Origin of the sequence: Streptomyces sp. NPDC102406 (assembly GCF_044765725.1) — a bacterium.
Classification (GTDB): domain Bacteria; phylum Actinomycetota; class Actinomycetes; order Streptomycetales; family Streptomycetaceae; genus Streptomyces.
Genome location: NZ_JBIWKP010000018.1, coordinates 20,542 through 38,640 on the forward strand (window position 1 = coordinate 20,542; position 18,099 = coordinate 38,640).

The window sequence follows — 18,099 nt, forward strand, 5'->3', positions numbered from 1 at the left end:
CGGTCGGTCGGCGGTGGACCGCAGCACGTAGCCGGTGTAGCCGTACTCGGCGCCGTGCTCGCGCCGCATCGCCAGCTCGGCACGCGTGGCGGCCAGCGCCTCGGTCATCCCGGGGCGGTCCGGATCGGCGGCCTCGGCCCGCTGGGCGAGCGGCCCGTAGTACGCGTCCCAGTCGGACTCGGGCTGCGGGTACACCCCGAGCACGGTGTACCCGGCGGCGGCGCACGCCCGCAGGTTGGCCTCGGTCGTGCGCAGTTCGTAGTGCTCCTCCCAGAAGGCGCGGGCCGCCGGGGAGGGGGCGTCCGTCGTCCACTCGCACTCCGTGAGCGCGAGCGCGCCGCCGGGGGCGAGCAGTCGCCTCCAGCGCGCGAGCGCGGTGTCGAAGCCGATGGCGTACGCCGAACTCTCCGCCCAGATCAGGTCGAACGACCCGTCCTCGTAGGGGAGTTCACCCATGTCGGCCGCGACGGCGTGGACGCGGTCGGCGAGCCCGTGGGCCCGCGCCGCCGCCCGCAGCTCGTCGAGGAACGGTTCGTGCAGATCGACGGCGGTCACCGTGCCGCCGGTCTCCGCGGCGAGCAGGAGCGCGGAGCGGCCGGGGCCGCAGCCCAGGTCGAGGACGCGGGGCCGGGCGGGCAGCTCGCCCGCGCAGGAGAGAAGGTGACGTGTCGTCGCGTCGGAGCCGGGGCCCTGCCGGGGAAGTCCGTGGTGCAGGGCGAAGAAGGAGTCGCGGACAGCGTCGCTGTGGTCGGACAACGTGAGAAACCCTTGGGTGAAGGGGCCTCGCTCAGACGGAGGCCCTGAGGATGGGGATGCACCTGTCGCTGCGCACGGCAGCGCTCACCTCGACGACAGTCATCAACCCACCTCCTCGACAATCCCCGGCCACGCTAGCAGGCCCCTGACGCGGGCCGGGTCAGTGGCAGAGCTTCGCCTCGTGCTCCGCGTGTCCCATCGGCTCCAACTGGAACGTGCAGTGCTCGACGTCGAAGTGGTCGCCGAGGCAGCTCTGGAGTTCGTGCAGCATCTTCTCGTTGCCGATCGCGCCGAGCACGTCGGGGGTGACGACCACGTGCGCGGAGAGCACCGGCATCCCCGAGGTGATCGTCCAGGCGTGCAGGTCGTGGACGTCCTCGACGCCCGGCAGGGCCAGCAGGTGCGACCGCACCTGGGCCATGTCGACACCCTTGGGGGCCGACTCCAGCAGCACGTCGAGGGTTTCGCGCAGCAGCTTCACCGTACGCGGGACGATCATCAGCGCGATGACCAGGGACGCGATCGGGTCGGCGGCCTGCCAGCCGGTGGTCAGGATGACGACGGCCGAGATCAGCACCGCCAGCGACCCGAGCGCGTCCGCCGCCACCTCCAGGAAGGCGCCGCGCACGTTCAGGCTCTCCTGCTGCCCCTTGACCAGCAGGGACAGCGAGATCATGTTCGCCACCAGGCCGATGAGCCCGTAGACGACGGTCAGACCGCCCGCGGTCGCGGCCGGTTCCATGAAGCGCTGGATCGCCTCGTACAGGACGTAGCCGCCGACGCCGAGCAGCAGGAGGCAGTTGGCGAGGGCGGCGAGGATCTCGGCGCGCGCGTAGCCGAAGGTGCGCCGGTCGCTGGCGGGGCGGTTGGCGAAGTGGATCGCGAGCAGCGCCATGGCCAGGCCGAGCGCGTCCGTGGCCATGTGCGTGGCGTCCGCGATCAGGGCGAGCGAGTCGGCCAGTACGCCGCCGACGATCTCCACCACCATGACGGTCAGGGTGATGGAGAGCGCGATGCGCAGTCGTCCCTTGTGGGCGGCGGCCGCCGTGCCGGTGGTCGGCCCGTGGCTGTGCCCGTGGTCGTGTCCGGCCCCCATGGAAACCGCCTCCGTCTCGGTCCGCCGCACCACCGTGGTCCGGGGCGGGATCACAGTGAACTACGGGGAGGGGGTATCCGCAAACACTGCACTGAACACCGTTGTCATCTGCTCTGACCTGCGGAAACGCCCCGATCGAGAGGGAGCGCATGTCCGCAGGTCAGCGCGGTGTCACGGTCAGCGGGCGACCGCCTCGGGGTGCCGCAGACGCCAACCCGCCCAGGCGGACTCGACCATGTCCCGGACATCGCGCGTCGCCGTCCAGCCGAGCTCCTTCGCCGCCAGCGCCGAGGAGCCCACCGCGCGGGGCGCGTCCCCCGGGCGGCGCGGTTCGACGAGCGCGGGCGTCGGGTCCCCGGTGACGTCCGCGATCATGTCGATCAGCTCGCGCACCGAGACACCGCGGCCCGTGCCGATGTTGAGGGTCAGATCGCCGCTCGCGCCGGGCCGCGCCAGCCTGCGGGCCGCCGCCAGATGCGCCTCGGCCAGATCGGCGACGTGGATGTAGTCGCGTACGCACGTGCCGTCCGGCGTCGGGTAGTCGTCGCCGAAGATCCGCGGGGCCTCGCCGCGGGTGAGCCGGTCGAAGACCATCGGGATCACGTTGTAGACCCCGATGTCCGCGAGGTTCGGCTCGGCGGCGCCCGCCACGTTGAAGTAGCGCAGGCACACCGTCGCCATCCCGTGCGCGTGCCCGGCCGCCCGCACCAGCCACTCGCCCGCCAGTTTCGTCTCGCCGTACGGGTTGACCGGAACACACGGCGTCGACTCGGTGATGAGGTCGGTGACGGGGATGTCGGGGTTGCCGTAGACCGCCGCGGACGAGGAGAAGACGAAGCGGCGTACGCCCGCCGCCGCGACCGTCGCCAGCAGCGTGGCGAGCCCGCCCACGTTGTCCCGGTAGTACAGCTCGGGCTTCTCGACCGATTCGCCGACCTGCTTGTGCGCGGCGAGGTGCACGACCCCGCTCACCTCGTGCTCGGCGCAGACCCGGCGCACCAGATCGGCGTCCAGGGCCGAGCCGCGTACCAGCGGGATCCGCGCGGGCAGCCGGTCGGGCACCCCCGACGTCACGTTGTCGAGGACGACGACGCGTTCCCCCGCGTCCGCCATCGCCCGTGCCACATGTGCCCCGATGTATCCGGCTCCGCCGGTGATCAGCCATGTCATGACGCACCACCCTAAGCGGGACATCGCCGATCTCGGGTTTGTGGCACGGGCCCTTGATCGTCAATGATGCTCGGGCGGCCTGGACCACGCAGACCGCGTGGGACAGGGGTCGATCGGGGCGTGAACGGGCGGTGAACGCCCGCTTCCCGGCATCGGATAACCTCTGCCGACATGCCGTCCGGCCACCCCTAGGGACTGTGCTCCGGGCGCCTCCACCGTGCATGAGCCCGGCGCCCTCGCGTCGGCACCCAAGGAGTGAGTTCGTCTGTCGACCGCCATTGTCACCGGTCAGCCGGTTCCCGGGTCGTCCCTGGAGGGCGACCTGCGGGCACTGGGCTTCGACGTACGACTCGCCCCGGACGCGGCGGACGCCCGAGCGGCGCTCGCCGGCGTCCCCGGCGATCAGCGGGTCGCGGTCGTCGACGCGGGCTTCGTGGGCCATGTCCACGCCCTGCGTCTCGGCCTCACCGATCCCCGCTTCCCCGCGTCGGCCGTCCCCGGCGCCGTCACCGCACAGCCCGCGGTCCGCCAGGCCCTGGACCGGGCGGTCCAGGAGGCCGGTGCCGCGCCCGACGCCGTGGCCGAGCGCCTGGAGGCGGCCGGCACCGACGTGCACCGCCCCGAGCTCGGCGAACTCGTCGCCGCGGTGCCCGCCGACCCGCAGGCCCGCAACGAGGTCCGCCAGGCCGTCGCCGCCGTCGACGACGAGGCGATCCGGCTGCGCACCGCGGTCAAGGCCCGGGACGGCTTCTTCACCACGTACTGCATCAGCCCGTACTCCCGGTACATCGCCCGCTGGTGCGCGCGGCGCGGCCTGACCCCGAACCAGGTCACCACCGCCTCGCTGCTCACCGCCCTGGTCGCGGCGGGCTGCGCGGCCACCGGCACCCGGCCCGGCTTCGTCGCCGCCGGGCTGCTGCTCCTCTTCTCCTTCGTCCTGGACTGCACCGACGGGCAGCTCGCCCGGTACTCGCTCCAGTACTCGACGCTCGGCGCCTGGCTGGACGCCACCTTCGACCGCGCCAAGGAGTACGCGTACTACGCGGGCCTCGCGCTCGGCGCGGCCAACTCCACCGGCGACGACGTGTGGGCCCTGGCACTCGGCGCGATGGTCCTCCAGACCTGCCGCCACGTCGTCGACTTCTCCTTCAACGAGGCGAATCACGACGCGACGGCCAACACCAGCCCCACCGCCGCCCTCTCCGACAAGCTCGACAGCGTCGGCTGGACGGTCTGGGTGCGCCGGATGATCGTGCTGCCGATCGGCGAACGCTGGGCGCTGATAGCGGTCCTCACCGCGGTGACCACCCCCCGCATCACCTTCTACGTCCTGCTGATCGGCTGCGCCCTCGCCGCCTGCTACACCACCGCCGGACGCCTCCTGCGCTCGCTGACCCGCAAGGCCGAGCGCACCCCGCGCGCCGCACAGGCCCTCGCCGACCTCGCCGACACCGGCCTTCTCGACGGCGGGACCATCCGCAAGCTGCGCGGCGGCGGCTACGCCGCACCGCTGTTCGCCGCCGTCGCCACCGCCCTGCTCATCATCGACGTGGCCGTGGCCGACTACGGGAGCTGGGCCTTCTTCGGTGCGGCCTGCGCCTACGCGCTCCTGTCCTCCCTCGCCGTCTCCGGACCCCTCACCGGCCCCCTGGACTGGCTGGTCCCGCCCTTCTTCCGGGCCGCCGAGTACGGCACGGTCCTCATGATCGCCGCCAAGGCGGACGTACAGGGGGCGCTTCCCGCGGCATTCGGGCTGGTGGCGGCCGTCGCCTACCATCACTACGACACGGTGTACCGCATCCGCGGCGGTACGGGAGCGCCCCCGCGCTGGCTGGTGCACGCCATCGGCGGGCACGACGGCAGGACTCTCCTGGTCACCTTGCTGGCCGCGCTGCTGACACCGACAGATTTCACGCTCGCGCTCACGGTTCTCGCCGTGGCCGTGGCACTGGTGGTGCTCGCCGAGAGCATCCGCTTCTGGGTCGCCTCCGCTCGACGCGGAGCACCCGCCGTACACGATGAAGGAGAACCCGCATGATCGGCCTCGTCCTGGCCGCCGGCGCCGGCAGCCGGCTTCGCCCCTACACCGAGACGCTCCCCAAGGCGCTCGTGCCCGTCGCGGGCGAGGGAACCGAGAACGAGCTCTCCGTCCTCGACCTCACCCTCAAGAACTTCGCCGAGATCGGCCTCGAAGAGGTCGGCATCATCGTCGGCTACCGCAAGGAGGTCGTCGCCGAGCGCAAGGCGGACCTCGAGGCGAAGTACGGCCTGAAGCTCACGCTCATCGAGAACGACATCGCCGAGAAGTGGAACAACGCCTACTCGCTGTGGTGCGGCCGTGACGCCATCAAGCACTCGGTGATCCTCGCCAACGGCGACACCGTGCACCCCGTCTCCGTCGAGAAGACGCTGCTCGCCGCCCGCGGCGACGGCAAGAAGATCATCCTCGCCCTCGACACCGTGAAGGACCTCGGCGAGGAGGAGATGAAGGTCGTCGTCGACCCCGCCAAGGGCGTCCAGAAGATCACCAAGCTGATGGACCCGGCCGAGGCGACCGGCGAGTACATCGGTGTCACCCTCATCGAGGGCGAGGCCGCCGACGAGCTGGCCGACGCCCTGAAGGCCACCTACGAGCGCGACCCGCAGCTCTACTACGAGGACGGCTACCAGGAGCTCGTGAACCGGGGCTTCAAGGTCGACGTCGCCCCCATCGGCGACGTGAAGTGGGTCGAGATCGACAACCACGACGACCTCGCCAAGGCCCGGGAGATCGCGTGCCAGTACTGACGAGGCTGATCCCCTCGCCGGTCGTCGTCGACATCCGGCCGGGGGCGCTCAACGACCTGGCCGGGGTCCTCGCCGACCAGCGGATCTCGTCGTCCACGGGCCGCCTGGCCATCGCGATCAGCGGTGGCTCGGGCGCCGCCCTGCGCGCCCGCCTGGAGCCCTCGCTGCCCCGCGCCGACTGGTTCGAGGTCGGCGGCGGCACCCTCGACGACGCCATCCAGCTCGGCGACGACATCAAGAAGGCGGGCCGCTACGACGCCATCGTCGGACTCGGCGGCGGCAAGATCATCGACTGCGGCAAGTTCGCCGCCGCGCGCGTGGGCCTGCCGCTGGTCGCCGTCGCGACGAACCTGTCGCACGACGGCCTGTGCTCGCCCGTGGCGACCCTCGACAACGACGCGGGCCGCGGCTCGTACGGCGTGCCGAACCCCATCGCGGTCGTCATCGACCTCGACGTGATCCGCGAGGCACCGGTCCGGTTCGTGCGCTCCGGCATCGGCGACGCCCTCTCCAACATCTCCGCGATCGCCGACTGGGAGCTGGCCGCCCGTGAGCGCGGCGAGGACATCGACGGGCTCGCGGCCGCCATGGCCCGCCAGGCCGGCGAGGCCGTCCTGCGCCACCCCGGCGGCGTCGGCGACGACGGCTTCCTCCAGGTCCTCGCCGAGGGCCTGGTCCTCACCGGCATCGCGATGTCGGTCTCCGGTGACTCGCGGCCCGCCTCCGGCGCCTGCCACGAGATCAACCACGCCTTCGACCTCCTGTACCCCAAGCGCGCCGCCAGCCACGGCGAGCAGTGCGGCCTGGGCGCGGCCTTCGCGATGCACCTGCGCGGCGCCCGCGAGGAGTCCGCCTACATGGTTTCGGTGCTGCGCCGACACGGCCTTCCCGTGCTGCCCGAGGAGATCGGCTTCACCGTGGAGGAGTTCGTGAAGGTCGTGGAGTTCGCTCCGCAGACCCGGCCGGGCCGCTACACGATCCTCGAACACCTCGACCTCTCCACCGACCAGATCAGGGACGCCTACGCCGACTATGCACAAGCCATCGGTAGCTGAGCTCCGCCCGGTCGTTCACCCCGCGGGCGTCAAGGACCGGCGCAGTGGTGAGCACTGGGGCGGACGGCTCTACATGCGCGAGATCTCGCTGCGTGTCGACCGCCACCTGGTGAACACCAGGGTCACACCCAACCAGTTGACGTACCTGATGACCGTCTGCGGCGTCCTCGCGGCCCCCGCCCTGCTCGTGCCGGGCATCTGGGGTGCCGTCCTCGGCGTCGTCGCGGTCCAGCTCTATCTGCTGCTCGACTGCGTCGACGGCGAGATCGCCCGCTGGCGCAAGCAGTACTCGCTCGCCGGCGTCTGGATGGACCGCGTCGGCGCGTACCTCACCGACGCCGCCGTCCTGGTCGGCTTCGGTCTGCGCGCCGCCGACCTGTGGGGCACCGGCCGGATCGACTGGCTCTGGGCCTTCCTCGGCACGCTCGCCGCGCTCGGCGCCATCCTGATCAAGGCCGAGACCGACCTGGTCGGCGTCGCCCGCCACCAGACAGGCAAGCCCCCGGTGCAGGAGTCCGCCGCCGAGATCCGCGCCTCGGGCATGGCGCTGGCCCGCAAGGCCGCCGCCGCGCTCAAGTTCCACCGCCTGATCCTGGGCATCGAGGCGACGCTGCTGATCCTGGTCCTCGCGATCGTGGACCAGATCCGCGGCGACCTGTTCTTCACGCGCCTCGGCGTCGCCGTCCTCGCGGGCATCGCGCTGCTCCAGACGGTGCTCCACCTCGTGTCCATCCTCGCTTCGAGCAGGCTGAAGTGAGCACCCCGGCACAGCGGCTGAAGGTCGGCGCGGTGGTCATCACCATGGGCAACCGCCCGGCCGAGCTGCGCGCACTCCTCGACTCGGTCGCCAAGCAGGACGGCGACCCGGTCGAGGTGGTCGTGGTCGGCAACGGCTCGCCGGTCCCGGACGTCACGGAGTTCTCCTCCCACGTACGCACCGTGGAACTGCCGGAGAACCTCGGCATCCCCGGCGGCCGCAACGTCGGCATCGAGGCGTTCGGGCCCTCCGGCTCCGACGTCGACATCCTGCTCTTCCTCGACGACGACGGCCTGCTCGCCCTGACCGACACGGCCGAGCTGTGCCGGGCGGCCTTCGCCGCCGATCCGAAGCTCGGCATCATCAGCTTCCGGATCGCCGACCCGGAGACCGGTGAGACCCAGCGCCGTCACGTGCCGCGGCTGCGCGCCGCCGACCCGATGCGCTCCTCGCGCGTGACGACGTTCCTGGGCGGCGCCAACGCGGTCCGTACGCGGGTCATCGCCGAGGTCGGCGGTCTGCCCGACGCGTTCTTCTACGCCCATGAGGAGACCGACCTCGCCTGGCGTGCCCTCGACGCGGGCTGGATGATCGACTACCGCGCCGACATGGTGCTCAACCACCCGACCACGGCGCCGTCCCGGCACGCGGTCTACCACCGCATGGTGGCCCGCAACCGCGTCTGGCTCGCCCGCCGCAACCTGCCCGCGCCCCTGGTGCCCGTCTACCTCGGCGTGTGGCTGCTCCTCACGCTGGCCCGCCGTCCCTCGGGCCCGGCCCTGAAAGCCTGGTTCGGTGGCTTCAAGGAGGGCTGGACCACGTCCTGCGGGCCCAGGCGGCCCATGAAGTGGCGTACGGTGTGGCGCCTGACCCGACTGGGCCGACCTCCTGTCATCTGACAAGCTCGACTCTGGGAGCATTCGGCCGGGCCCCGGCCCGGGGCTCCCGCCCATGCCCGATCAGGCTGCGCTTTTGAAGACGAAAGTTCCCCTTGTGAGTGAGACAACGCATGACGGAGCGGTCGCGGTGACCGCGGCTCCGTCGCCCGACGACGGGCTCTCCCCGGCCGAGCTCGCCGCCAAGTACGGCTTGTCCGTCAGCGGAGCCCGTCCCGGACTGTTCGAGTACGTACGACAGCTCTGGAGCCGGCGCCACTTCATCATCGCCTTCTCCCAGGCGAAGCTGACCGCCCAGTACAGCCAGGCCAAGCTCGGCCAGGTCTGGCAGGTCGCGACGCCGCTCCTGAACGCGCTCGTCTACTACCTGATCTTCGGTCTGATCCTCGGCGCCAACCGGGGCATGGACAAGGAGGTCTACATCCCGTTCCTGGTGACGGGGGTCTTCGTCTTCACCTTCACGCAGTCCTCCGTCATGGCGGGCGTCCGGGCCATCTCGGGCAACCTCGGCCTGGTGCGGGCCCTGCACTTCCCGCGCGCCTCGCTGCCGGTCTCCTTCGCGCTCCAGCAGCTCCAGCAACTGCTGTTCTCGATGATCGTGCTGTTCATCGTGGCGTGCGCCTTCGGCAGCTTCCCCGGCCTGCGCTGGCTGCTGATCGTCCCGGTCCTCGTGCTCCAGTTCCTCTTCAACGTGGGCCTCGCCCTGATCATGGCGCGGGCCGGCGCCAAGACCCCCGACCTGGCCCAGCTCATGCCGTTCGTCATGCGTACGTGGATGTACGCGTCCGGCGTCATGTTCGCCATCCCGATCATGCTGAAGGGCAAGCCGCAGTGGATCGCGGACGTCCTCCAGTGGAACCCGGCGGCCATCTACATGGACCTCATGCGCTTCGCGCTGGTCGACGGCTACCCCCGCGAGTGGCTGCCGCCGCACGTCTGGGCGGTCGCGCTCGGCTGGGCCGTGGTCGTGGCGGTCGGTGGCTTCATCTACTTCTGGAAGTCCGAGGAGCGGTACGGCCGTGGCTGATCTCGACAAGACGACCGATGCCCGCGTCCCCACGGTCATCGCCGACGACCTGCACATCGTGTACCGCGTCAACGGCGCCAAGACCGGCAAGGGAAGCGCCACCTCGGCCCTGAGCCGCATACTCAAGCGCGGCGAGGAACGTGGCGTGCGCAAGGTGCACGCCGTACGCGGTGTCTCCTTCACGTCCTACCGCGGCGAGGCCATCGGCCTGATCGGCTCGAACGGGTCGGGCAAGTCGACGCTGCTGCGCGCCATCGCGGGCCTGCTGCCCGCGGAGAGGGGCAAGGTCTACACCGACGGCCAGCCCTCGCTGCTCGGCGTGAACGCGGCCCTGATGAACGACCTGACGGGCGAGCGCAACGTCATCCTCGGCGGCCTCGCGATGGGCATGTCCCGCGAGGAGATCAAGGAGCGCTACCAGGACATCGTCGATTTCTCGGGCATCAACGAGAAGGGCGACTTCATCACGCTGCCGATGCGTACCTACTCCTCGGGCATGGCCGCCCGGCTGCGTTTCTCCATCGCGGCCGCCAAGGACCATGACGTGCTGATGATCGACGAGGCCCTGGCCACGGGTGACCGCAAGTTCCAGAAGCGTTCCGAGGAACGCATCCGCGAGTTGCGCAAGGAGGCCGGCACGGTCTTCCTGGTCAGTCACAACAACAAGTCCATCCGCGACACCTGCGACCGCGTTCTCTGGCTGGAGCGCGGAGAACTGCGTATGGACGGTCCGACGGCCGAGGTACTGAAGGAGTACGAGAAGTTCACGGGCAGGTAACCGCCCGACTTCCCGGCCGCGTCATAGGAGGCCCCACCGAACCCTCTTGGTGGGGCCTCTGATATGCCTGTATCTGCCAACTACTTGGCCGCGTCGACGGCGATCACGGTCAAGGGCGGGTCAACTTCCTTGCCCGCAAGGAATCTTGGCGCCAATCGGTGTGTTGTTGTGATGTGCGGAACACCCCGCCGCGGCGACCATCGTTGTACAACGTAAGCTGTACCGGTGCTTATTCGCGGCAAGTGGGGCGATAATGCGCGATACCCCGACCCCGTGGGGGAGGGTCGGTTGCCCGGACGTCCGGGCGGCGTGTCCGAAATAGGATGTATTACGTCCGCAGTGTAGAACGGGAGATGTGACGGCATTGGCTACGGAAACTCTCCAGGTCCACGAGGCTTTCGCCGTCGTTCCGCATGCGGACCGCGCCCGGTGAGCGCATCTTCCACCCTCGACAAGGCCGCCGACGAGAACTTCCCGGTGGCCCCCTTCTTCCTGCCGCGCGCCTGGCGGGACGACCTGATGGCGGTGTACGGGTTCGCGCGTCTCGTCGACGACATCGGGGACGGCGACCTCGCCCCCGGCGGCGCCGACGCCCACTGGCTCGGCATCCCGCCCGAACAGGCGGACGACAGGCTCGCGATGCTCGACGCCTTCGAGGCCGACCTGCGCCGCGTCTTCGACTCCACGCCGGGGCACCCACTGCTGCGCGCCCTCCAGCCGACCGTGCGGCGCCGCTCGCTCACCCCCGAACCGTTCCTCGGCCTGATCGCGGCCAACCGCCAGGACCAGCTCGTCACGCGCTACGAGACCTACGACGACCTGCTCGCCTACTGCGAACTGTCCGCCAACCCGGTCGGTCGTCTCGTCCTCGCCATCACCGGTACCTCGACCCCCGAGCGCGTGCGCCTCTCGGACGCGGTCTGCACGGCCCTGCAGATCGTCGAGCACCTGCAGGACGTCGCCGAGGACCTGGGCCGTGACCGCATCTACCTCCCCGCCGAAGACATGAAACAGTTCCACGTCCAGGAGTCGGATCTCGCCGTACCGACCGCAGGCGCATCGGTGCGCGCTCTGGTCGCGTTCGAAGCGGAACGCGCCCTCCGGCTCCTGAATGAAGGCACCCCCCTCGTGGGTAGCGTCCACGGCAGGCTGAAGCTGCTGCTGGCCGGGTTCGTGGGTGGGGGGAAAGCGGCGGTCCGATCGATCACCGCCGTTTCGTACGACGTCCTTCCTGGACCGCCCAAACCCACCAAGCTCCAACTGCTGCGCGAGGTGGGAGCGACTCTGCGAGGAGAGGGGTGAGCAAAACCGTGGAGTCTGACCAGCAGGTCTCGGCACCGGTGCTCGCCGCATACAGCTACTGCGAGACCGTCACCGGCCACCAGGCCCGCAACTTCGCCTACGGCATCCGACTGCTGCCGACCGCGAAGCGGCGCGCCATGTCGGCGGTGTACGCGTTCTCGCGCCGCGTCGACGACATCGGCGACGGCACACTCGCGCCGGAGGTGAAGGCGCAGCGGCTCGAGGAGACCCGGGCGCTGCTCGGCCGGGTCCGTGACGGCAAGGTCGACGAGGACGACACCGATCCGGTGGCCGTCGCGCTCACGCACGCCGCGAACCGGTTCCCGATCCCGCTCGGCGGGCTCGACGAGCTGATCGACGGGGTCCTGATGGACCTGCGCGGTGAGCGGTACGAGACCTGGGACGACCTGAAGGTGTACTGCCGGTGCGTCGCCGGCGCCATCGGGCGGGTCTCCCTGGGCGTGTTCGGAACCGAACCGGGGGCGCGCGACGCCGATCGCGCGCCCGAGTATGCCGACACGCTCGGCCTCGCACTCCAACTGACCAACATCCTCCGGGACGTCCGCGAGGACGCCGCCGACGGACGCACCTATCTGCCCGCCGACGACCTGGGCAAGTTCGGCTGCTCGGCCGGGTTCGACGGCCCCGTGCCGCCCGCCGGTTCGGACTTCGCCGGACTCGTGCACTTCGAGGTGCGCCGCGCCCGCGCCCTGTTCGCCGAGGGCTACCGGCTGTTGCCCCTGCTCGACCGGCGCTCCGGCGCCTGCGTCGCCGCCATGGCCGGGATCTACCGGCGCCTGCTCGACCGCATCGAGCGCGAGCCGGAGGCCGTGCTCCGCGGTCGCGTCTCGCTGCCCGGCCACGAGAAGGCGTATGTCGCCGTGCGGGGCCTGTCCGGCCTCGACGCGCGCACCGTCTCCCGGGCCGCGCTCAGGAGGCGCGCCTGATGGGGCTCCCGGTGCTCCCTGTCCGCTCCGACGCGAAGCGGCGCGCAACCCTCCGGGGTGGCCCGGCGTCCCTGGAGGCAACGACCTGCCGGGCGTTCGCCGCACCCGTCGAACCCCGCCGCACGCTGGTCGCACGCACCGAGGGCAGCACCGAGGGAGAGGCCGTATGAGCACCGGCAACACGGCAGCGGAAGCGCGCGACGCGGACGCGTACCGGCCGAGTCCCGTCGCGGTGGTCGTCGGCGGCGGGCTCGCGGGGGTCACGGCGGCGCTCTCCCTCGCCGACGGCGGCATGGACGTGACGCTCCTCGAAGGGCGGCCCCGCCTCGGCGGCCTGGCCTTCTCCTTCAAGCGCGGCGACCTCACCGTCGACAACGGGCAACACGTGTACCTGCGCTGCTGCACCGCCTACCGCTGGTTCCTCGACCGCATCGACGCCACGCCGCTCGCCCCCGTGCAGGAACGTCTCGACGTGCCCGTCCTCGACGCGGATCGCAACCGGCTCGGCCGACTGCGGCGCACCGCGCTGCCCGTACCGCTGCACCTGGCCAAGAGCCTCGCCACGTACCCGCATCTGTCCCTGGCCGAACGCGTCAACGTCGGACGCGCCGCACTCGCGCTCAAGGGCCTCGACCCCATGGATCCGGCGCTCGACGCGCGGGACTTCGGCTCCTGGCTGGCGGAGCACGGCCAGTCGCCGCGGGCCGTCGAGGCGCTGTGGGACCTGGTCGGCGTGGCGACCCTGAACGCGGTGGCGGGCGACGCCTCGCTCGGCCTCGCCGCCATGGTGTTCAAGACCGGGCTGCTGTCCGAGCCCGGCGCTGCCGACATCGGCTGGGCCCGGGTGCCCCTCGGCGAACTCCACGACACGCTCGCCCGCAAGGCGCTCGACTCCGCGGGCGTACGCACCGAACTCCGTACACGCGTCACCTCCATCTCCCGTACCGAGAACGGACGTTGGGCCGTGGAGGTTCCCGAGGGGCCGGACACGTCCGGCCGGCTCCTCACCGCGGACACCGTCGTGCTCGCCGTACCGCAGCGCGAGGCGCACGACCTGCTGCCCGAGGGTGCGCTCGACGACCCCCGCCGGCTCCTCGACATCGGCACCGCGCCCATCCTCAACCTGCACGTCGTCTACGACCGCAAGGTCCTCAAGCAGCCCTTCTTCACGGCGCTCGGCTCCCCGGTCCAGTGGGTCTTCGACCGGACGGACGCCTCCGGTCTGACCGAGGGCCAGTACCTGGCGGTGTCGCAGTCGGCGGCGCAGGGCGAGATCGACGAGCCCGTCGCCGTACTGCGCGAGCGCTACCTCCCGGAGCTGGAGCGGCTGCTGCCCGCCGCGCGGGGTGCGAAAGTGCACGACTTCTTCGTCACCCGTGAGCGGACGGCGACCTTCGCGCCGACCCCCGGCGTCGGAGCCCTGCGGCCCTCCGCCCGCACGAATGTTCCCGGCCTGTACCTGGCCGGTGCGTGGACCGCCACCGGGTGGCCCGCGACCATGGAGGGCGCGGTCCGCAGCGGCACCAGCGCCGCGGACGCGGCGCTCGCCGCACTCGGCCGCCCGCGCGGCCATCTGTTCCGGGAGGCGGCGTGAGCATCGAACTCACCCCGGCTGCCACGCCGACATCGGTTACCCAAGGAGAGACTGTGCCACCTGTGCCCTCGGCCGAAGCGGCTGCCGACGCGGTGGACGTGACCGCGCTTCTGGAGCGCGGCCGCACCCTGGCCACTCCGGTGCTCAAGAAGGCGGTGAGCCGCCTCGCGCCGCCCATGGACACCGTCGCCGCCTACCACTTCGGCTGGATCGACGCGGCGGGCAACCCCTCCGACGGCGACGGCGGCAAGGCCGTGCGCCCGGCCCTCGCGGTGCTCTCCGCGCAGGCCGCGGGCGCCTCGCCCGAGGTCGGCGTGCCCGGCGCCGTCGCCGTCGAACTCGTCCACAACTTCTCGCTGCTGCACGACGACCTGATGGACGGCGACGAGCAGCGCAGGCACCGCGACACCGTCTGGAAGGTGCACGGCCCCGCCCAGGCCATCCTGGTCGGCGACGCCCTGTTCGCCCTCGCCAACGAGGTACTCCTGGAGATCGCCTCGGTCGACGCGGGCCGCGCCACCCGCCGCCTCACCACCGCCAGCCGCGCCCTGATCGACGGTCAGGCGCAGGACATCTCCTACGAGCACCGCGAGCGCGTCAGCGTCGAGGAGTGCCTGGAGATGGAGGGCAACAAGACGGGCGCCCTGCTCGCCTGCGCCTCCTCCATCGGCGCGGTCCTCGGCGGCGCGAACGACCGCGACGCCGACGCCCTGGAGAAGTACGGCTACCACCTGGGCCTCGCCTTCCAGGCCGTCGACGACCTGCTCGGCATCTGGGGCGACCCGGAGTCCACCGGCAAGCAGACCTGGAGCGACCTGCGCCAGCGCAAGAAGTCGCTACCGGTCGTCGCGGCGCTCGCCGCGGGCGGCTCGGCCTCCGAGCGCCTCGCCGAACTCCTCGCCGCCGACGCCAGGACGGACCCCGACGAGCGGACCCCGTCCGCGAGCGACCTCGACACCTTCTCCGAGGCGGAGTTCGCCGCCCGTGCCGCCCTCATCGAGAAGGCCGGCGGTCGCGAGTGGACCACCGAGGAGGCGCGGCGCCAGCACACCGTCGCCCTCGAAGCCCTGGACTCCGTCCAGATGCCGGACCAGGTGCGTGCCCAGTTCGCGGCGCTCGCCGACTTCGTCGTCGTACGAAAGAGATGATCATTATCGGCCGTATATGACTCGCAGTCGCCGGCCGGTGTCCCTCCAGGGCATCGGCCGACGGTTACCCAGCAGAGAAGATCCACTGCACGAAGGGATAGCCATGACAGCGACGACCGACGGAAGCACCGGAGCACCAGCTCCCGAGGCGACCTCGGCCACCACTGCCCCCCTGACCGACACGACCCCCGGGGCGGCCGGGACACCCGGCGCCGCCGACCGAGCCATACAGCGCGCCACCGACTTCCTGCTCGCCAGGCAGGACGCCCAGGGCTGGTGGAAGGGCGACCTCGACACCAACGTGACGATGGACGCCGAGGACCTGCTGCTGCGCCAGTTCCTGGGCATCCGCGACCAGGCCACCACCGACGCCGCCGCCCTCTTCATCCGCGGGGAGCAGCGCGCGGACGGCACCTGGGCCACCTTCCACGGCGGACCCGGCGAACTCTCCACCACCATCGAGGCGTACGTCGCCCTGCGCCTCGCCGGGGACGCCCCCGAGGACCCGCACATGGCCAGGGCCTCCGCCTGGATCCGCGAGCACGGCGGCATCGCGGCGAGCCGCGTCTTCACCCGGATCTGGCTGGCCCTGTTCGGCTGGTGGAAGTGGGACGACCTCCCCGAACTCCCGCCCGAGCTCATCTACTTCCCCAAGTGGATGCCGCTCAACATCTACGACTTCGGATGCTGGGCGCGGCAGACCATCGTGCCGCTCACCATCGTGTCCGCGAAGCGCCCGGTGCGGCCCGCGCCGTTCCCGCTGGACGAGCTGCACACCGACCCGCGCGACCCCAACCCGGCCACCCCCCTCGCGCCGATGGCCAGTTGGGACGGCGCCTTCCAGCGGCTCGACAAGCTCATGCACGGCTACCAGAAAATCGCCCTCAAGCGGTTGCGCAGATCCGCCGTCAACTCCGCGGCGCGCTGGATCATCGAACGCCAGGAGAACGACGGCTGCTGGGGCGGCATCCAGCCGCCCGCCGTCTACTCCGTGATCGCCCTGCACCTGGTCGGCTACGACCTCGAACACCCGGTCCTGAAGGCCGGGTTGGCCTCGCTCGACCGGTTCGCCGTGTGGCGCGAGGACGGGTCCCGGATGATCGAGGCCTGCCAGTCCCCGGTCTGGGACACCTGCCTCGCCACCATCGCGCTCGCGGACGCCGGACTGCCCGCCGACCACCCGAGCCTCGTCAAGGCCGCGACATGGATGCTGGACGAGCAGATCGACCGGCCCGGCGACTGGTCGGTGCGCAGACCCGGGCTGGAGTCCGGCGGCTGGGCGTTCGAGTTCCACAACGACAACTACCCCGACATCGACGACACCGCCGAGGTCGTGCTCGCCCTGCGCCGGGTCCGCCACCCGGACCGGGCGCGCGTGGAGAAGGCCATCGAGCGCGGCGTGCGCTGGAACCTCGGCATGCAGTCGAGGAACGGGGCGTGGGGCGCCTTCGACGTCGACAACACCAGCCCGTTCCCCAACCGGCTGCCGTTCTGCGACTTCGGCGAGGTGATCGACCCGCCGTCCGCCGACGTCACCGGGCACGTCGTCGAGATGCTCGCCGTCGAGGGCAGGTCGCACGACCCGCGCACCCGGCGCGGCATCGAGTGGCTGCTCGCCGAACAGGAGGACAACGGCGCCTGGTTCGGCCGCTGGGGCGTCAACTACGTATACGGCACAGGGTCGGTGGTCCCGGCCCTGACAGCGGCGGGGCTGCCCGTCTCGCACCCCGCGATCCGGCGCGCCGTCACCTGGCTCGAATCCGTGCAGAACGAGGACGGCGGCTGGGGCGAGGACCTGCGCTCCTACCGCTACGAGGACTGGAAGGGCCGCGGCGTCTCCACGGCCTCGCAGACCGCCTGGGCGCTGCTCGCGCTGCTCGCGGCGGGGGAGCGGGACTCCAAGGCCGTCGAGCGGGGGATCGAGTTCCTCGTCGCGACCCAGACGGCGGACGGCACCTGGGACGAGCCGTACTTCACCGGCACCGGCTTCCCCTGGGACTTCTCGATCAACTACCACCTGTACCGGCACGTCTTCCCGCTGACCGCGCTCGGCCGGTATGTCCACGGTGAGCCGTTCGCCGACCTGGCCGCCGCGGCGGCCGAGGGACGCGGATGAGCGAGGGTCCGGCGGCCACGCCGCCGCCGGACACCATGCCGCTGCTCGTCGCGTGCGCGCTGGGCATCGAGCACTTCGCCCTGCGCACCGGCAGCCGCGCCGGAGCCACGACGCCCATGACCGTGCTGCGGACGGGCATGGGCCCCAGGGCCGCCGAACGCGCCATGGCACGCGCCCTGGCGGGCGACGCGCTCGGGGACGCCGCCGTGGTCGCCACCGGCTTCTGCGCCGGGCTCGCCCCCGGGATGCACCCGGGTGACCTGGTCGTGGCCGACGAGACCCGCGACGCGCAGGGCCACACGCCCTGCGCGGGCACGGATCTCCTGGTGAAAGAGCTGGTCAAGGCCGTGCCCGGCCGAACCGTGCACACCGGGCCGCTCACCGGCTCCGATCACGTGATCCGCGGCCACGAGCGCGGTGACCTGCTCGCCACCGGCGCGATCGCGGTCGACATGGAGTCCGCGGCCACGCTGCGCGCGGCTTCGACGGCCGGGAGATCCGACGGCCGCCCGGTTGCGGCCGTCCGGGTGGTGGTCGACGCTCCAGAACATGAACTCGTCCGGATCGGCACTCTTCGCGGTGGACTATCGGCTTTCCGTGTCCTTCGTGCCGTCCTTCCCGCTTTTTTCGAATGGCACCGCTCTTTGCTGCTCCCCCGGAGGTGAGCCAC

15 protein-coding genes and 1 pseudogene are annotated in these 18,099 nt (G+C 71.3%); 13 read left to right on the forward strand and 3 right to left on the reverse strand.

All coding sequences use genetic code 11. The features are described from left to right. Positions 1-3 precede the first annotated feature (3 nt). The 3 genes and pseudogenes from ACIRF8_RS35950 to galE form a co-directional block, all read right to left on the reverse strand. A pseudogene (locus ACIRF8_RS35950) lies at positions 4-756 on the reverse strand (class I SAM-dependent methyltransferase); the annotation flags it as partial. 160 nt (positions 757-916) lie between these two features. Further along, positions 917-1,852 carry a cation diffusion facilitator family transporter gene (locus ACIRF8_RS35955; protein ID WP_404222174.1) on the reverse strand — a complete coding sequence of 312 codons (936 nt, stop codon included), beginning with the start codon at positions 1,850-1,852 and terminating at the stop codon, positions 917-919. 177 nt (positions 1,853-2,029) lie between these two features. Continuing rightward, the gene (gene galE, locus ACIRF8_RS35960) at positions 2,030-3,022 is read right to left on the reverse strand and encodes a UDP-glucose 4-epimerase GalE (protein WP_404222176.1); all 993 of its coding nucleotides are present in this window, start codon (positions 3,020-3,022) and stop codon (positions 2,030-2,032) included. Between the two features lie 265 nt (positions 3,023-3,287). On the opposite strand from galE, the gene ACIRF8_RS35965 reads away from it, so the two are divergent. The 13 genes from ACIRF8_RS35965 (at position 3,288) to ACIRF8_RS36025 (ending at position 18,094) form a co-directional block, all read left to right on the forward strand. Continuing rightward, a complete protein-coding gene (locus ACIRF8_RS35965; RefSeq protein WP_404222266.1) occupies positions 3,288-5,060 on the forward strand; it encodes a DUF5941 domain-containing protein in 1,773 nt (590 codons plus the stop codon). Then, positions 5,057-5,809 carry a sugar phosphate nucleotidyltransferase gene (locus ACIRF8_RS35970; RefSeq protein ID WP_404222179.1) on the forward strand — a complete coding sequence of 251 codons (753 nt, stop codon included), beginning with the start codon at positions 5,057-5,059 and terminating at the stop codon, positions 5,807-5,809. Before ACIRF8_RS35965 ends, ACIRF8_RS35970 begins: the two co-directional genes overlap by 4 nt. Beyond that, entirely contained in the window at positions 5,797-6,864 is a 1,068-nt protein-coding gene (locus ACIRF8_RS35975; protein WP_404222182.1) for an iron-containing alcohol dehydrogenase family protein, read from the forward strand. Before ACIRF8_RS35970 ends, ACIRF8_RS35975 begins: the two co-directional genes overlap by 13 nt. Further along, positions 6,842-7,621: a CDP-alcohol phosphatidyltransferase family protein gene (locus ACIRF8_RS35980; protein ID WP_404222184.1), complete on the forward strand. Its 780-nt coding sequence runs from the start codon at positions 6,842-6,844 to the stop codon at positions 7,619-7,621. The genes ACIRF8_RS35975 and ACIRF8_RS35980 overlap by 23 nt, the downstream gene beginning before the upstream one ends. Before the next feature lie 17 nt (positions 7,622-7,638). After that, positions 7,639-8,520: a glycosyltransferase family 2 protein gene (locus ACIRF8_RS35985; RefSeq protein WP_404222268.1), complete on the forward strand. Its 882-nt coding sequence runs from the start codon at positions 7,639-7,641 to the stop codon at positions 8,518-8,520. A gap of 94 nt (positions 8,521-8,614) precedes the next feature. Next, on the forward strand, positions 8,615-9,544 hold the full coding sequence (locus tag ACIRF8_RS35990) for an ABC transporter permease (protein WP_404222186.1): 930 nt from the start codon (positions 8,615-8,617) through the stop codon (positions 9,542-9,544). Further along, positions 9,537-10,322, forward strand: coding sequence for an ABC transporter ATP-binding protein (locus ACIRF8_RS35995; RefSeq protein WP_404222188.1), 786 nt, complete (start codon positions 9,537-9,539; stop codon positions 10,320-10,322). Before ACIRF8_RS35990 ends, ACIRF8_RS35995 begins: the two co-directional genes overlap by 8 nt. Before the next feature lie 429 nt (positions 10,323-10,751). Further along, the gene (gene hpnC, locus ACIRF8_RS36000; protein WP_404222190.1) at positions 10,752-11,624 is read left to right on the forward strand and encodes a squalene synthase HpnC; all 873 of its coding nucleotides are present in this window, start codon (positions 10,752-10,754) and stop codon (positions 11,622-11,624) included. Further along, a complete protein-coding gene (hpnD, locus tag ACIRF8_RS36005) occupies positions 11,621-12,571 on the forward strand; it encodes a presqualene diphosphate synthase HpnD (RefSeq protein ID WP_404222192.1) in 951 nt (316 codons plus the stop codon). The genes hpnC and hpnD overlap by 4 nt, the downstream gene beginning before the upstream one ends. Positions 12,572-12,737: 166 nt before the next feature. Continuing rightward, complete coding sequence (hpnE, locus tag ACIRF8_RS36010) at positions 12,738-14,165, forward strand: hydroxysqualene dehydroxylase HpnE (protein WP_404222194.1); 1,428 nt, start codon at positions 12,738-12,740, stop codon at positions 14,163-14,165. Positions 14,166-14,227: 62 nt separating this feature from the next. Next, entirely contained in the window at positions 14,228-15,313 is a 1,086-nt protein-coding gene (locus ACIRF8_RS36015) for a polyprenyl synthetase family protein (protein ID WP_404222270.1), read from the forward strand. 103 nt (positions 15,314-15,416) lie between these two features. After that, on the forward strand, positions 15,417-17,429 hold the full coding sequence (gene shc, locus ACIRF8_RS36020; protein WP_404222196.1) for a squalene--hopene cyclase: 2,013 nt from the start codon (positions 15,417-15,419) through the stop codon (positions 17,427-17,429). After that, on the forward strand, positions 17,426-18,094 hold the full coding sequence (locus ACIRF8_RS36025; RefSeq protein WP_404222198.1) for a 1-hydroxy-2-methyl-2-butenyl 4-diphosphate reductase: 669 nt from the start codon (positions 17,426-17,428) through the stop codon (positions 18,092-18,094). Before shc ends, ACIRF8_RS36025 begins: the two co-directional genes overlap by 4 nt. The last annotated feature ends 5 nt before the right edge of the window (positions 18,095-18,099 follow it).

Excerpts from the sequence above, each read along its gene's own strand:
- ACIRF8_RS35955 (WP_404222174.1), bottom strand. The coding sequence starts at position 1,852 with ATGGGGGCCGGACACGACCACGGGCACAGCCACGGGCCGACCACCGGC.
- galE (WP_404222176.1), bottom strand. The coding sequence starts at position 3,022 with ATGACATGGCTGATCACCGGCGGAGCCGGATACATCGGGGCACATGTG.
- ACIRF8_RS35970 (WP_404222179.1), top strand. The coding sequence starts at position 5,057 with ATGATCGGCCTCGTCCTGGCCGCCGGCGCCGGCAGCCGGCTTCGCCCC.
- ACIRF8_RS35980 (WP_404222184.1), top strand. The coding sequence starts at position 6,842 with ATGCACAAGCCATCGGTAGCTGAGCTCCGCCCGGTCGTTCACCCCGCG.
- hpnE (WP_404222194.1), top strand. The coding sequence starts at position 12,738 with ATGAGCACCGGCAACACGGCAGCGGAAGCGCGCGACGCGGACGCGTAC.
- shc (WP_404222196.1), top strand. The coding sequence starts at position 15,417 with ATGACAGCGACGACCGACGGAAGCACCGGAGCACCAGCTCCCGAGGCG.
- ACIRF8_RS36025 (WP_404222198.1), top strand. The coding sequence starts at position 17,426 with ATGAGCGAGGGTCCGGCGGCCACGCCGCCGCCGGACACCATGCCGCTG.